Source organism: Streptomyces sp. R-07 (assembly GCF_049913175.1).
Classification (GTDB): domain Bacteria; phylum Actinomycetota; class Actinomycetes; order Streptomycetales; family Streptomycetaceae; genus Streptomyces.
In genome coordinates, this window is the sequence record NZ_CP183978.1 from 3,761,385 (window position 1) to 3,774,184 (window position 12,800).

The following is a 12,800-nucleotide window of genomic DNA, read 5'->3' on the forward strand; positions in this document are numbered from 1 at the left end:
GATCGGAACCGCACTGCTGAAGTTCCTGCACGGCCGCTGTTTCGATTCCGCTCGACACCGCCCACCCTGTCCTTCGCGTATGCGCTGCTCGCGCCTGAGTCTCTGCGTCCCTCACCGGCGGCGCACGACGGAACCGCTGAGGATTCCGCCGCGCGCCGTCATCCGATGAACGGTCGTGATGTGGCCTGCTGCTCAGCCCTCGTGGACCGCGGGCTTGTCGGCGTAGCCGTAGTGCCCGTCGGCCTGCTCACCCTGGTCGCCGTAGTCGCCGTGGTCGCCGTGCTCGCCGTGCTCGCCGTGCTCGCCGTGCTCCGGCTTGCCGGGCCCCTCGTCGTGCCCGTGCTCCGGCCCACCGTGCTCCGGCCCACCGTGCTCGGGCTTGCCGCCGTGGTCCGGCCCACCGTGCTCCGGCCCACCGTGGTCCGGCCCGCCGCCGTTCCCGCCGGCGACGTTCCCGCCGGTGATGGAGCCGCCGGTCGTGTTCCCGGCGCTGTTGCCCGACGTGTTACCGCCAGTGGTGTTCCCGGCGGTGTTGCCCACGGTGTTCCCGGAGGTGTTGCCCGCGATGTTCCCCGAGGTGCCGCCGCCCACCAGGTTGACGCTGGGCCCGCCGATGAGGGTGCCGCCGATCAGGCCCAGAGTCGTACCCGTCGTCGCCCCGGTCGTCGTCGTTCCGGTCGTCGTTCCGGTGGTCGTTCCCGTCGTCGCGCCGGTCGTCGTACCGCCGGTGGCGCACCCGCCGAGGAAGATCCTGTTGTTGTTGAGCGTCACCTCGCCGTTGCGGGCCAGTGCCCGCCCCTCGACGCTCGCCCCCTGGTTCACGAAGATCGAGGTCAGGGCCATGATGGTGCCCACGAAGGTGGAGGTGGTGCCGAGGGTCGCCGAACTCCCGATCTGCCAGTAGACATTGCACGGCGAAGCGCCGTTGGTGAGGAGGATCCTGCTGTTGGATGCCGTCGTCAGGGCTTCGGGAATCTGGAACACCCAGACCGCGTTGGGGTTTCCCCCGGCGTTCAGGATCAGGTCACCGGTGAGGCCGACACCGGATGTGGCCCTGTGGACGCCGGGAAGCAGCTCCTGCCCCCCGCCGATTCCTGCGGCGAGCGGGAAGTCCGGTGCCTGGCCCGTGAGTTGGCCGGCCGCGTTGTTGTACGCCACGATCAGATCGCTCTTGGCCTGGGCGGCCGCGGCGTCCGCGGGGTGCACAGCACCGAGTACCAGGCCGGGCGGGAAGCCGGTGATGGCCGGGTTCGGGTGCGTCCCGAGGTCGTGATCGAGCACCGAGTTGCCGGTGTTGGTGACTCCCTGCCCTGCCAGGACGGAGTAGCTGGCGGTCGTGCCCAGAGGTACGGGCGTCGCGATGGCAAGTGCCTGCGTCGACGTGACGGCGACCATGGCGGCGGCAACTGCTGTGGCGAGGGCCGAGGCCAGCCCGCCGGACAGAATGCGGCGCCGAGTCGTTCGAGGGATGTGCAGCTTCATCAAGAGGCCATTTTCTGTGGGGGGCCGTGGCACACGCCGGGCCTACGGATCACCCGGGGTGCCTTCTAGCTGTGGCCGCATATTACGCATGAAAATTCGCGCACCCGCACCGGGCGAAACCGAGGAGGGGGGATGAATATAAAAACATTCATCGCCGCGGTGCGTGATGAAAATATGAAATCCCGTGCCGCCGACGATTCGGAACATCGCCGGATGAGTGAAATTCGATCAGTTCACACGAATCGACACCGCACACCTGTCCTGAAACCGACGCCGATGTGAACACGGATGTACGCCGACTGGGTCGAATCAGGACCGCTGCGGCATGGGCGTGGCGCGCCCGGGGCGAAAAGCGCAAGGAGGCGCGGCAGCAGCGGCGCGTTCTTCCCGGTGCCGGCCGCGTGCGGAGGAGCAGCGGTTCCGGGGCACCGTCGCAGCCCGGCGCGTCGCCCTCGGGGTTCAGGACGCGTAGAGCTTGATGGCGTCGGTGATGAAGTGCCGGCTCTGCTCCGGGGCGAGGGCCAGCGACCGCAGCCGGGCGTGCGTCACGCTGTACTGCTGTACGTCGGACGCCTTCGCCAGGCAGAGGCCGCTGGTGAACCTCTCCAGATACACCACCGCCTCACGGGTGTCGGACAACTCCAGGATGGAGAACTGTCCCGTCAGCCCTGGGTGAGCGCCTGTGCTGTGAGGGAGCACCTCGACGGTGATGTGGGGCTCGGTGCTGAGCGCGTGCAGGTGCTCCAGTTGCTCGCGCATGATCTCCCGGCTGCCGACGACACGCCGCAGGGCCGATTCGTCCAGGACGACCCACAGATGCAACCGGCGGGCGAGGTCGTAGATCCGGTACTGACGGCGAAGTCGCACCTTCAGTCGCGCGGCGGCCTGGTCGGCCGTGACGAGGGGGATCGTTTCCTCAATGACCGCGGCGGCGTAGGCGGGGGTCTGCAGCAGGCCGGGGACCACCGTGGCCTCGTAGGCTCGGATGGAGGCGGCGACCGCCTCCAGGTCGAGATAGACGCTATGGGGGATGTCGCCGTAGGAGTGCCACCAGCCCTGACGGCTCGACTCCCTGGCCAGTGCTGTCAGGTGGTCGACGAGATGCTGGTCGGTGACGCCGTAGAGCACGCAGAGATCGCGTACGTCGCGGGGGCTGACCGCACGGCGACCTGTCTCCATGTGACTGACCTTGGCCTGGGAGATCAGCAGTTCCGCCGCGACCTGCGCGCCGGTCATACCGCGGTCCTCACGGAGCCGGCGCAGCTCCGCCCCCAGTCGTCGTCCTGTGACGGTGGGGTTGTTGTTCGCCGCCATGGGCGGTGTACCTCCGGCTCCAAGCCACTACGTGCCCGAGCAGATTGGCATGGAGCACCGGTTGTTGATCACGCGCCGTGCCGCCGGTGTCGTGCGTCGGTAAAGAATTGTGACGATTCAATCTGACCGGCGTCGCCCGTACGGACCAGCGCTCCGCGGCCCACGGCGCCCTACGGCGCGCAATCGTGCCCCGTCCGTGCGGTCGACACGGGTATCGCCGGATCACCGGCCTTTGTGTTGTCCAGACCTCTCAGGGTCCCTGCACGGGACTCGGGGTCACCGACCACCCGACGGCCTGTGTTGAGCTCGGGTCAGCCCCTCCGGAACCGGACCGGTGTCGGGGTCGACGTCTGCACGGCGGAGTTCGGCCAGTTCCTCTGGCATGGAGGCGAAGACCCCCAGCAGGACCATCAGCAGCCAGCGGATGCCCATGGCTTCATCGGGACGGGCGTCACCCGTGTGCCTCGCTTCGCGGTCGACCTGATGCAGACGGTCGCTGTCCGTGTGAGCGTGATCCGAGGGAGTCCGTACCCACGCATCAGGAGGAGTCGCTGTCATGGGCGGTAAGCAGGACAAGCATCAGGAGCCGGGCAAGGGCCGCGAGGCACAAGGTCACCATCGACCGGGAGACCCCGCGCACCCCCAGCCGGGCAGGCAGTCCCGCGAACGGGGACAGAAGCAGGGCCAGAAGGAGACCTCGCGCCGCGAGGACGACCTGCTGCGCGAAGAGGACCTTCACGACGAGCCGCTTTGACCAGAGCAGCACTCGTCCACGGAGATCGCAAGACGTGGTCGCCGGTGACCGCCGGCAGCACACGATCACCTGATGAGCAGGGGATGTTGTGACACGACAGGTCATTCCGCACGACGTCATGGGCACCGGCTCCGAGCGAGCCCTCCTGCTCCACAACTGGTTCGGCGACCGGTCGAGCTTCGCCCCGGTGCGCGAACACTTGAACGGGGACGCGTTCAGCTACGCGTTCCTGGACTGCCGCGGCTACGGCGAGGCGATCGACGCCGACGGCGCGTTCACGATGGACGAGGTCGCCGGGGATGCCTTGGCCGTAGCAGACCATCTGGGCTGGGAGTCCTTCTCGGTCATCGGCCACTCCATGGGCGCCAAGGCGGCCTGACTGATGCTGCTGGAGACCCCGCCGCGCATCCGCTCGATCATCGGCATCTCGCCGGTACCCGCGTCCGGCTTCCCGCTCGAAGGGGAGATGTGGGAGCTGTTCGCCGGGGCCGCGAAGAATCCCGGCAACCGCAGGGCGATCATCGACAACACCACCGGCGGGACCGGCCCGCAGTCGTACAATGGGACATGGATCGAGCACGCTCACGTGTGACGATCCGGAAGGGCGGCCTCGGCGGAGTGAATGCGCTGGGGCCGTTGTGGCGACCGCCACCATGAGGCCCGCGTCGCCCTGCGTCATGTCGCCGCCCGGTGCTGGTGACCCACCTCGCGCGCGAGGTCCAGTCCGAGGACGCGGTCGAGGAAGGCGAACGTCTCGAACTTGGCACCGGCCGGGACGTCGACGCGCGTCACCACGGTGCCAAGCGTGTCCAGGACGGCGGGGACGCCGAGATCATCGGCCAGCACGTCATGGGCGTGCCGCAGCACATCGGCGGGGATCGGCCTGGACGGCGCCTGTGCCCAGTCGGCCACCAGCCGCCGCCAACACCCCAGTGTCCGCCGGGCCCCTTCGAGCGCAGTACCGGTGACCGTGACCGGTGTGCGGTAGGAGTGGCCGAGCATCAGCATCCTCACAGCCAGCGGATCGGTCCCCTCCGGGACGACGGCGTCCAGGGGCCCCGAGGCCAAGAGGTGGGCACGGTCCGGGACGCCCCGTTCCGGGGATGCCAGGCCGACCCGGCCCACGTCGACACGGACCCCGCCCACCGCGTCCTCTGCGGCGGTCCCGTACGCGTGGACGTGTACGTCGGCAGCGGCGCGGAGCGTTCCGTTCGGAACACCGCCGATGGCCGGCGGGTGGACGCCAAGCGCGGACATGGCGCGATCAAGCACCTGGGCTCGCTCATGAGGCAGGTCCGGCGTGGTGAGGAACGTGCGGGACTGCAGGCCGTGCAGCTCCGCCGTACGCGCCAGTACGTCCCCGACCAGGAGCGCCCGCAGGTCCGTCATACCGATCCCGGCGTCGCTGACCGGCAGGTGGACGCAGATGCTCAGCAGATGGCGGCGTACGGAGGGAAGCTCCACGGGGCGGCCGGTACGGGGGTCGACGATACGCAGCATGATGCGGAGACTCCCCGAGTCACCGGAGCGGGCGGTGGCGGGCGGAGTGGCGGGTGCGCAGGGCCATGTAGAGGAGGTCTGCCACGAGTACCGCGATGCCGATGAAGAGGAGGAAGAGGAGTCCGTCGGCGACGGCGCCGATGAGGCCCAGGACGATGGCGACGATGATCAGGGCGAGGAAGAGTGTCATGGGGACCGCCTCCCGGGCGTCGGGTGCTCAGCGTCGGGCGAGTTGGCGTTCGCCGTTCGCACCGGGTTCGTAAGCGAGGCCGTAGTGGCGGAAGACGGCTTCCTCGTCCTCGAAGGGCAGGACACCGTCCGTGCCGATGGAGGGGCTTCGTTTCACCATTTTCCTGTCGTGGGCGACGCGCACGTACCCCGGACCCACCGTCGCTCCTTCCAGGGGGACGAACACCAGGCGGTGCCGGGTGGGCAGGCCGACGCGGACCGTGGCCATGGCCGGTTCGTCGGTGCTGGTGTCGACGTAGACGGATTCCAGTTCGCCGATCTTGTGGCCGCCGGGGTCCACCACGGCCTGGTTGCGCCACTCGCGGATGTCCGCCGTCTGGATCATGCCTCTCCTCCCTGTTCGGTCGCCGGTGGGGGAAGTGCGGCGACGAGGAGCTCGGTGGCCTGCGTGATGTTGTCGGCGCGGACCGCGCGGGCCATGGCCGTGCGGGCGGCATCGGGCTCCGTGTCCGGCGGCACCACCATCAGCGCGAAGTGGTCCTTGTCGCCACGGGTGATCAGGACGGTGTCGTCGCCGACGGGGAAGGAGTCGAGGTGGACGACCCGGTCGTCGATGACCAGCCGGGTCGGGATCGCGTCCCACGCGGTGGCGTCCAGGCCGACCCGGGTGATGGGTCCGAGGTGCTCGGCCAGCACGGACACCAGCGCGGGAACCTCCTGCTCCACGTCGCGAGTGCGCGGCCACCACGCCCCGTCCAGGACGCCCTGCCGGGAGTGCGTAGTCTCCAGCCGGAGCAGCGCCGTACCGGGTCGTACCGCCTGGTGGATCTCGTCCGGCAGGAGCAACGGGGGCGGGATGTCGGAGTTGGCCATGGTGGATCCGCTCGTCTACGGGTGAGGTGCCGGCCCGCCACGGCTGCGCCGAGGGGGCGACCGGCCACCGGCGGGGCGACTGTGCCGTCATCTCACGGTAACCCCGGCTCCCGCGTGTCCGCCCGGCGCCGCACACTCGTTCATACAAACCGGAAGTCTCTCCCCGTATCAGGCCGAAAACGGACTGCTCGGACGTACCCTGGAAGTACCGGAAGTACTTCGAGCACCAGCTTCCACGCAGGTGACATTTCCGGGGAACACGAAAAACCGGGCTGCCGACGGGCAGCCCGGGGGCAGGTCCGCCATGACCACCACCCTCGACAGGACAGCGAACCGCGCCCTCACCCCAGGACTTCCGGCCCGGTTGTCGCTCACCCCCAAGACCACGCTCGCCGGTCGGCTCGACGGCGCCTGGTGGCCCCGTTCACGCGACCTGGCAGCCGAGCTGCCTCCGCTGGCCGACGCCCTCGAAGGACGCTGGGGCCGCATCACCCGCGTCCTGGTGAACCCCGGCCACTGGCCCGTCGTCCCGCACAAGGTCGCCGTCACCGGCCACGTCCTGCACGTGGGCTGGTTCACCGAGCAGGACCCGGACAAGATCATCCTGCTGTCCTACACGACCGGCCGCTGCGACCTGCTCGTGATTCCGCCCGAGACCGAACCCGCCTCCGCGGCCCGGCTGATGACCGCCGCCGCCGTCCCCGGCAGCGTCCTCACCGCGGGCTCGCTGATGTCCGGCGAGGCCGCGACCGGCCGCCGTATGGGGGAGGCGCGGAGCAGCGAAGACGCCTGGGAGAACGACGGCGGGTCCGCCCCGGCGCCCCAGCCGCACCCAGCGGCGGACCCCGTCGTCGGCGCGCGGATGATCCCGCTGCCGGGACACACCGGGAGGTGAGGACATGGAGACCGTCATCACGCTCCTGGCAGGCGCACTTCTGATCGTGCTCGGCACACGCCTGATCCACCGGCTGAACGCCCAGCACGACGCACGCATAGCAGCCCGCCACTTCAGCGACTCCTACCCCTCCCTCAGCCGTCCCCCCGGCCACAGCCACCCCAGGCCGCCCGAACGGATCGCCGTTCGTCGGCCTACGGGCACCTGGCCCTGACCTGCCTGACCCCAGACCACTCCTCCGGCCGAAGGCCGCGGGTGGGGCACCCGACACCAGGGACAACCCACCCGCCGGCCTCTCGCTTTTTGTCCCGAACGGAGCACGCCGTCTTGCACCCCACCGAGAACGAACCACTGCCGCAGGCCGAACACGCCGAGATCCGTATCGTCTCCGCCACGCCCGCGGCCGCCCGTGCGGTCGCCGAAGTGATCCGCCGGTGCTTCGCGGGCGCGGAGCAGCGCAGCTACCCCGTGCCAGGCGGCGGCACACGGCTCCACCTCACCGTCGACACCGAGACCGCCGCCGGACCCGCCCGCACCTGGCTCGCCACCAGCAGACCTCCCACCGGCACCGGCCCCCACACCGAGGAGCCCTGACCGGGCCACGAACGACACCCCACGACGACAGGACCAGGCGGCCATGGCGACACTCCACGAGCGGCAGCAGTACCGTCGGCAGATCCTCCAGGCCCTCTACACGGCCGCCGAAGGCAACCGCCTGCTCGGCGTCGCCGGAGCCGCGCTCAACCACGACCTGCGCATCCCGGAGCAGGATCTCGCCGCCGCCTGCTCCTACCTCGCGGGCGAGGGGCTGGTCACCGTCGACTGGGAGCCGGGAAACACACCCGCGATGGTCTCGCTCACCCATCAGGGCATCCGCGTCATGGAAGCGGAGGAGGAAGAGGGCGGCTGAACCGGTCCGCCTCCGGTCACCGGCAAACTCTGTCCCCGCACGGCGTCCCTGTGGCGTGACCTGCCGCCGAGGAGCATCCTGGAGGCCACATCTCTGGTGCGGGCCGCTCCGGAACCCGGTCGCCTCGCGGTCGCGGCACCCCGCCCCGTACGGCAGGACCGGGCGAGGTCATCGCCGCTCGGTTGGAGGCAACGGGATGACCCTCGGACGGCGCGGGAAACCCGATCGCTCGGAGAGCTTCGGGGAGGGACTCCTGGGAACGATCCTGGACCGGGCGCATGAGCTGCCGCCCCATCGGGTCGGGCTGGTCGTCGCCGAGACGGTGAGCCGGCTGGGGGGCAGGAGTCCGCAGATCCTGCTCCAGGACTACGGGCAACAGAGGCTGGTTCCCCTACTCGCCGAAGGGCTGACGGGCGGCGAGCCGCTGTCCATCGACGGTTCGGAGGCCGGCAGGTGTTTCCTCACGTCGCGCACGGTCGAGCTGGCGCTGGCCGACGGAGTGCGCGTCCACATACCGCTGCTCGACGGCGGCGACCAGGCCGGCGTCCTGGCCGTCACCCTGGACGCGGTCGACGACGACGACCGCCGCCTCCTGCGCAGGATCGCGGGCCTGATCGCCGATCTGCTGCAGACCAAGAACAACCACACCGACCTCTTCTTCCGCACCCGCCGCAGCGAGCCGATGAGCGTAGCCGCGGAGATCCAGTGGGCGCTCCTGCCGCCGCTGACCATGACCATGCCGCGCGTCGCCGTCGCCGGAGTCCTGGAGCCCGCGTACGACGTCGCCGGCGACAGCTTCGACTACGCCCTGAACGGCGACACCCTCCACCTCGCAGTGATCGACGCCATGGGGCACGGCCTGGACGCGGCGGCCATGGCGACCGTCGCCATCGGCGCATACCGGCACGCCCGCCGCATCAGTATCGAGCTGTCCGAGATCTATCTCTTCATGGACCGGGCCGTGGCCGAGCAGTTCGCCCCCGACCACTTCGTCACCGCGCAGATGATGCGGCTGGACACGACCACCGGCCGTCTCCAGTGGGTCAACGCGGGACACCCCGCCCCCGTCCTGATCCGGGAGCACCGTGTCATGGGCCGCCTGGACAGCCCCACCACCCTCCCCGTCGGCTTCGGAGGAGCGCAACCGCAGGTCAGCGACGTGACGCTCGCGCCCGGGGACCGGATCCTCTGCTTCACCGACGGCCTGTTCGAGGAGCACGAGAGCGGGCAGGAGCAATTCGGCGAGGACCAGCTGATCGACTGGGTGAATCAGCTGGAGAAGGCAGACCGAGGAGTCCGCGCGGTGGCACGGGACCTGTCCCACACGCTCAAGCGAGCACGCGGCGAAGCCACCTCGGACGACGCCACTCTCGTCCTGGTCGAGTGGCGTGGCTGATCTGCCGCCGTGCCGCAACATGCCAGTAGAGGCGGTCACCAGCAGACGCCAAGGGAGCCGAAGAGACGGCGAAGGAGCGGCGCCAGGCGAACGTTTCTGCAGGTCAGAAGCTATTCGCAGGCCCAAGTGCCGGGTGATTCCCAAGCTTGTAGCGCGGGTTCGATTCCCGTCATCCGCTCTTCCACGAAGCCCCAGGTCGGCGACCTGGGGCTTCGTCGTTGTGCGACCGAGCCGACGGAAGGGTCTCGCCCCGCTCGGCGAACGTGCCGCTGCGCCGCTGCCTCGCGTACGCGGCCGGCCCAGGAACGCGGGCAGCAGCGTCAGGGCGGCGATCATCGTGACCAGCACCGTGAGCGACGTGGCGACGGCCAGCCCGGTCATCAGCCGCTGACCCATGACGAGCAGGCCCATCAGGGCGATCACCACGGTCGTGCCGGCGAACAGCACCGCGTGACCCGCGGTGGCGACGGCCTTGGCCGTGGCGCTCTCGGGGTCGTCCCCCTCCGCGAGGCCGTCCTTGTAGCGGGTCACGATGAACAGCGCGTAGTCGATGCCGACGCCGAGCCCGATCATCGCGCCGAAGGTCAGAGCGAAGTTCGGCGCGGGAACCAGGTGCCCCACCAGCTTCATCAGGGCGAGTCCGCCGACGATGGCCAGGAGGGCGGTCGCGATCGGCAGGCCCATCGCCATCAGTGATCCGAACGCGATGAAGAGGATCACGGCTGCTGCCAGAAGGCCCACGCTCTCGGCCGGGCCTTGCGGGGGCGTCTCGGCCTTTTCCGCCATGTACCCGCCCAGCGCGAGCGTGACGCTGTCGCCGGAGGCCTCCTTGACCATGTCCACCAGCGGCTTCACCTCGCTCTTCTCCACCCCCTTGTCGCTCAGCGGGATGGTCGTACGGGCGATGCGACGGTCGGTCTGTCCCCTTGCTCCTTGGGGAAGTGCGTCTCCATCAGCTGCTGCGCCTTGGCCGACTGCGAGTCTCCTCCGGAGAAGTCGTTGTCGGGGGCGGCGCCGTAGCCGAATCCGGCGAACGCCACGGCCATCACACCGATGATCCAGATCAGGAGGACCAGGCGGCGGCGCCGGAAACAGAAGCGGCCCAGTCCCGCCGGAGTCCCGCCCGTGGGGGTGGTTCCGGTTGCCATCAACGTCTCCTCGAGTCCCTGCCCCTGTGCCTCTCTCACGCGGACGCGCGCAGGTGGACGGGGCGGTCGGCCGGTCCACCGGCGCGGCGGGAACGGGTCGGGGCATGGGCATCGGCGGCGAGCGGCTGGACCGAGGCCTGCGCGGCCGCAGGTGCGGCAAGCACGTGACGGACGGACATGAGGTGCTCCTTCTCCTCGTACGACTCCCGCTCCTGTACGTCGCACGATCCTGTCCGCCGGACCTGCCTCCGGTCGTCCCGCATGCGGACGCACTTCGCGCTGCCGCCGGTGGCGTACGTGACTACCGCGGACGCGGCAGGAGCCGCGCGAGTACCGCGGACGCGGTAGGCGGTCGGTCATCCACGAGCCGGACTCGCCCGTGGCGACATCTGGCTAGGGTGCGCGCATGGGCAAACGACGGTTCGGTCTACCGGCTGCTGTCGCGGACTGGGCGATCGCTGTAGGCGTGGCGGCGCTGATGCTGGCCGACGGGTGGTCCGGGGAGCACCCTGGCAAGGGGCCCGACCTGCTCGGCCACGTGCTGCTGGCGGTCGGCGGCCTGGCGCTGGCCGCGCGCCGCAGGGCTCCGGTCGTCGTCCTGGCCGTCACCGGACTGTGCGCGGTGGGCTACCAGGCGGCCGGGTTCGACGTGCTCACCGTCGCCTACCTGGTCGCGGTGTACGCCGCGGTGCGGGCCGGGCACCGCGTCCTGGCGGTGGCGGCGTCCGCGATCCTGCTGGTGACTCTGCAGCTCACTGCCCTGGTCCTCCGCGACGGGCCCATGAGCGAGGTGTCGGTGCAGGCCCGCGGCACCCTGGAGATCGCCTGGCTCGTCGCCGCCTTTGCCGCGGGGGAGGCGTTGCGGCAGGCGGAGCAGCGGGCGGAGGAGGCCGAGCGCACCCGCGAGGAGACCGCGCGGCGCCGTGCCGACGAGGAACGGCTGCACATCGCCCGGGAACTGCACGACTCGCTCACCCACCAGATCTCCGTCATCAAGGTGCAGTCCGAAGTCGCCGTCCACGTGGCCCGCAGACGCGGCGAGAACGTGCCGGAGGCCCTGCTGGCGATCCAGGAGGCCGGACGTGAGGCGAGCCGGGAGCTGCGCGCGACCCTGGAGGCGCTGCGCGACGACGACACGGCCCCGCCGCGCGGGCTCGCCGACGTACCGGAACTGGTGGAGCGGGCCGGCAGAACCGGTCTGGAGGCGACGCTGACGATCGAGGGGCAGCGGCACGACGTGCCGGCCGCGGTGGGCAGGACCGCCTACCGGATCGTTCAGGAGTCGTTGACCAACATCGTCCGGCACGCCGCCGCCACTACGGCATCGGTCCGGATCGACTACCGGCCCGACACCCTCGCGCTCCGCATCGACGACGACGGCAAGGCCACGCCGGGCACCGCCCCCGTGCCCGGCGTGGGGCTGCTCGGCATGCGCGAACGCGTCACCGCCCTCGGCGGCCTCCTGCGCGCCGAACCGCGCGGCGAGGGTGGCTTCACCGTCCGGGCCGAACTCCCCGTGGAGCGAACCTCGTGATCCGAGTCCTGCTGGTCGACGACCAGCCGCTCATCCGCAGCGGATTCCGCGCACTCCTCGACCTCGAGGACGACATCGAGGTGGTGGCCGAGGCCGCCGACGGCAAGGAAGGCCTGGAGCTCGCCAGGGAACACCTGCCCGACATCGCCCTCATCGACATCCAGATGCCGGTCGTCGACGGCATCGAGGCGACCCGGCGCATCGCCGCGGACCCGGCCCTGGCCGGGGTGCACGTCGTCATCCTGACCAACTACGGCATGGACGAGTACGTCTTCGACGCGCTGCGCGCCGGCGCCGCGGGTTTCCTCGTCAAGGACATCGTCCCGGACGACTTCCTGCACGCCGTCCGCGTGGCCGCACGCGGCGACGCCCTGCTCGCCCCGTCGATCACCCGCAAGCTGATCGACAGGTACGTGTCCCAGCCGCTCGACGCCGGCGCCGCGGCGGGACTCGAAGAGCTGACCGGCCGCGAACGCGAGGCCGTCGCCCTCGTCGCGCGGGGCCTGTCCAACGACGAGATCGCCGACCTCATGGTGATCAGCCCGATGACCGTGAAGACCCACGTCAACCGGGCGATGACCAAGCTCCACGCCCGCGACCGAGCCCAACTCGTGGTTCTCGCCTACGAATCCGGCCTGGTCACCCCACGCACACCCTGAGACTCACGGGCCGCCCGCTCCGCCGCAGATGTGAGGACGTGATCAGCCTCCGGCGCCGTGATCCTCGTCGAGGCCGGGGGCGCGTCCGGGTGCCGCAGCGGTCGTAGGCCGCCGTCGGCCTGGGTGGAGGGAGCGGAGCCGTAACG

The 12,800-nt window shown here is 70.2% G+C and carries 18 protein-coding genes and 1 pseudogene; 10 read left to right on the plus strand and 9 right to left on the minus strand.

The genetic code is table 11. The annotated features are described in order from the left end of the window. Positions 1-192: 192 nt before the first annotated feature. The gene (locus ACN9M0_RS17065; protein WP_426405307.1) at positions 193-1,482 is read right to left on the minus strand and encodes an ice-binding family protein; all 1,290 of its coding nucleotides are present in this window, start codon (positions 1,480-1,482) and stop codon (positions 193-195) included. 459 nt (positions 1,483-1,941) lie between these two features. After that, positions 1,942-2,796: a helix-turn-helix domain-containing protein gene (locus ACN9M0_RS17070; protein WP_366037404.1), complete on the minus strand. Its 855-nt coding sequence runs from the start codon at positions 2,794-2,796 to the stop codon at positions 1,942-1,944. 556 nt (positions 2,797-3,352) lie between these two features. On the opposite strand from ACN9M0_RS17070, the gene ACN9M0_RS17075 reads away from it, so the two are divergent. The 3 genes from ACN9M0_RS17075 (at position 3,353) to ACN9M0_RS17085 (ending at position 4,142) form a co-directional block, all read left to right on the plus strand. Further along, positions 3,353-3,550, plus strand: a complete 198-nt coding sequence (locus ACN9M0_RS17075; protein ID WP_366037403.1) for a hypothetical protein — start codon at positions 3,353-3,355, stop codon at positions 3,548-3,550. A gap of 88 nt (positions 3,551-3,638) precedes the next feature. Next, a complete protein-coding gene (locus ACN9M0_RS17080) occupies positions 3,639-3,929 on the plus strand; it encodes an alpha/beta fold hydrolase (RefSeq protein ID WP_399696150.1) in 291 nt (96 codons plus the stop codon). Between the two features lie 3 nt (positions 3,930-3,932). Then, positions 3,933-4,142: a hypothetical protein gene (locus ACN9M0_RS17085; protein WP_399696151.1), complete on the plus strand. Its 210-nt coding sequence runs from the start codon at positions 3,933-3,935 to the stop codon at positions 4,140-4,142. A gap of 83 nt (positions 4,143-4,225) precedes the next feature. Here ACN9M0_RS17085 and ACN9M0_RS17090 read toward each other — a convergent pair whose 3' ends face one another. The 4 genes from ACN9M0_RS17090 to ACN9M0_RS17105 are packed head-to-tail and all read right to left on the minus strand — an operon-like array spanning position 4,226 to position 6,112. Beyond that, positions 4,226-5,050, minus strand: coding sequence for a hypothetical protein (locus ACN9M0_RS17090; RefSeq protein WP_426403844.1), 825 nt, complete (start codon positions 5,048-5,050; stop codon positions 4,226-4,228). A 19-nt stretch (positions 5,051-5,069) separates the two neighbouring features. Continuing rightward, positions 5,070-5,240: a hypothetical protein gene (locus ACN9M0_RS17095; protein ID WP_366037399.1), complete on the minus strand. Its 171-nt coding sequence runs from the start codon at positions 5,238-5,240 to the stop codon at positions 5,070-5,072. Positions 5,241-5,267: 27 nt separating this feature from the next. Then, positions 5,268-5,624: a PRC-barrel domain-containing protein gene (locus tag ACN9M0_RS17100; protein ID WP_366037398.1), complete on the minus strand. Its 357-nt coding sequence runs from the start codon at positions 5,622-5,624 to the stop codon at positions 5,268-5,270. Next, a complete protein-coding gene (locus tag ACN9M0_RS17105) occupies positions 5,621-6,112 on the minus strand; it encodes a DUF5994 family protein (protein WP_366037397.1) in 492 nt (163 codons plus the stop codon). The genes ACN9M0_RS17100 and ACN9M0_RS17105 overlap by 4 nt, the downstream gene beginning before the upstream one ends. Positions 6,113-6,416: 304 nt before the next feature. Between ACN9M0_RS17105 and ACN9M0_RS17110 the strand changes: the two genes are divergently transcribed. The 5 genes from ACN9M0_RS17110 to ACN9M0_RS17130 all read left to right on the plus strand — a co-directional run bounded on the left by ACN9M0_RS17110 (position 6,417) and on the right by ACN9M0_RS17130 (position 9,313). Then, a complete protein-coding gene (locus ACN9M0_RS17110; RefSeq protein WP_399696153.1) occupies positions 6,417-7,007 on the plus strand; it encodes a DUF5994 family protein in 591 nt (196 codons plus the stop codon). A gap of 4 nt (positions 7,008-7,011) precedes the next feature. Beyond that, positions 7,012-7,221 (plus strand): hypothetical protein, encoded by a 210-nt coding sequence (locus tag ACN9M0_RS17115; protein ID WP_426403845.1) that lies wholly within the window; start codon positions 7,012-7,014, stop codon positions 7,219-7,221. 113 nt (positions 7,222-7,334) lie between these two features. Further along, positions 7,335-7,601, plus strand: a complete 267-nt coding sequence (locus ACN9M0_RS17120; RefSeq protein ID WP_116160154.1) for a hypothetical protein — start codon at positions 7,335-7,337, stop codon at positions 7,599-7,601. A 43-nt stretch (positions 7,602-7,644) separates the two neighbouring features. Continuing rightward, on the plus strand, positions 7,645-7,917 hold the full coding sequence (locus ACN9M0_RS17125; RefSeq protein ID WP_366037394.1) for a hypothetical protein: 273 nt from the start codon (positions 7,645-7,647) through the stop codon (positions 7,915-7,917). 196 nt (positions 7,918-8,113) lie between these two features. Further along, positions 8,114-9,313, plus strand: a complete 1,200-nt coding sequence (locus ACN9M0_RS17130; RefSeq protein ID WP_366037393.1) for a PP2C family protein-serine/threonine phosphatase — start codon at positions 8,114-8,116, stop codon at positions 9,311-9,313. Positions 9,314-9,670: 357 nt separating this feature from the next. Here ACN9M0_RS17130 and ACN9M0_RS17135 read toward each other — a convergent pair. The 3 genes and pseudogenes from ACN9M0_RS17135 to ACN9M0_RS17145 all read right to left on the minus strand — a co-directional run. Then, positions 9,671-10,183: pseudogene (locus tag ACN9M0_RS17135) on the minus strand (MMPL family transporter); the annotation flags it as partial. A gap of 11 nt (positions 10,184-10,194) precedes the next feature. Further along, on the minus strand, positions 10,195-10,461 hold the full coding sequence (locus ACN9M0_RS17140) for a hypothetical protein (RefSeq protein ID WP_366037392.1): 267 nt from the start codon (positions 10,459-10,461) through the stop codon (positions 10,195-10,197). A 35-nt stretch (positions 10,462-10,496) separates the two neighbouring features. Further along, on the minus strand, positions 10,497-10,640 hold the full coding sequence (locus ACN9M0_RS17145; protein WP_366037391.1) for a hypothetical protein: 144 nt from the start codon (positions 10,638-10,640) through the stop codon (positions 10,497-10,499). A gap of 227 nt (positions 10,641-10,867) precedes the next feature. Here ACN9M0_RS17145 and ACN9M0_RS17150 point away from each other — a divergent pair, with 227 nt between their 5' ends. Beyond that, complete coding sequence (locus ACN9M0_RS17150) at positions 10,868-11,995, plus strand: sensor histidine kinase (RefSeq protein ID WP_426403846.1); 1,128 nt, start codon at positions 10,868-10,870, stop codon at positions 11,993-11,995. Then, positions 11,992-12,654, plus strand: coding sequence for a response regulator (locus ACN9M0_RS17155; RefSeq protein WP_426403847.1), 663 nt, complete (start codon positions 11,992-11,994; stop codon positions 12,652-12,654). The genes ACN9M0_RS17150 and ACN9M0_RS17155 overlap by 4 nt, the downstream gene beginning before the upstream one ends. The last annotated feature ends 146 nt before the right edge of the window (positions 12,655-12,800 follow it).

Excerpts from the sequence above, each read along its gene's own strand:
- ACN9M0_RS17070 (WP_366037404.1), bottom strand. The coding sequence starts at position 2,796 with ATGGCGGCGAACAACAACCCCACCGTCACAGGACGACGACTGGGGGCG.
- ACN9M0_RS17115 (WP_426403845.1), top strand. The coding sequence starts at position 7,012 with ATGGAGACCGTCATCACGCTCCTGGCAGGCGCACTTCTGATCGTGCTC.
- ACN9M0_RS17110 (WP_399696153.1), top strand. The coding sequence starts at position 6,417 with ATGACCACCACCCTCGACAGGACAGCGAACCGCGCCCTCACCCCAGGA.
- ACN9M0_RS17095 (WP_366037399.1), bottom strand. The coding sequence starts at position 5,240 with ATGACACTCTTCCTCGCCCTGATCATCGTCGCCATCGTCCTGGGCCTC.
- ACN9M0_RS17085 (WP_399696151.1), top strand. The coding sequence starts at position 3,933 with ATGCTGCTGGAGACCCCGCCGCGCATCCGCTCGATCATCGGCATCTCG.
- ACN9M0_RS17090 (WP_426403844.1), bottom strand. The coding sequence starts at position 5,050 with ATGCTGCGTATCGTCGACCCCCGTACCGGCCGCCCCGTGGAGCTTCCC.
- ACN9M0_RS17125 (WP_366037394.1), top strand. The coding sequence starts at position 7,645 with ATGGCGACACTCCACGAGCGGCAGCAGTACCGTCGGCAGATCCTCCAG.
- ACN9M0_RS17130 (WP_366037393.1), top strand. The coding sequence starts at position 8,114 with ATGACCCTCGGACGGCGCGGGAAACCCGATCGCTCGGAGAGCTTCGGG.
- ACN9M0_RS17105 (WP_366037397.1), bottom strand. The coding sequence starts at position 6,112 with ATGGCCAACTCCGACATCCCGCCCCCGTTGCTCCTGCCGGACGAGATC.
- ACN9M0_RS17145 (WP_366037391.1), bottom strand. The coding sequence starts at position 10,640 with ATGTCCGTCCGTCACGTGCTTGCCGCACCTGCGGCCGCGCAGGCCTCG.
- ACN9M0_RS17065 (WP_426405307.1), bottom strand. The coding sequence starts at position 1,482 with ATGAAGCTGCACATCCCTCGAACGACTCGGCGCCGCATTCTGTCCGGC.
- ACN9M0_RS17075 (WP_366037403.1), top strand. The coding sequence starts at position 3,353 with ATGGGCGGTAAGCAGGACAAGCATCAGGAGCCGGGCAAGGGCCGCGAG.
- ACN9M0_RS17140 (WP_366037392.1), bottom strand. The coding sequence starts at position 10,461 with ATGGCAACCGGAACCACCCCCACGGGCGGGACTCCGGCGGGACTGGGC.
- ACN9M0_RS17150 (WP_426403846.1), top strand. The coding sequence starts at position 10,868 with ATGGGCAAACGACGGTTCGGTCTACCGGCTGCTGTCGCGGACTGGGCG.
- ACN9M0_RS17100 (WP_366037398.1), bottom strand. The coding sequence starts at position 5,624 with ATGATCCAGACGGCGGACATCCGCGAGTGGCGCAACCAGGCCGTGGTG.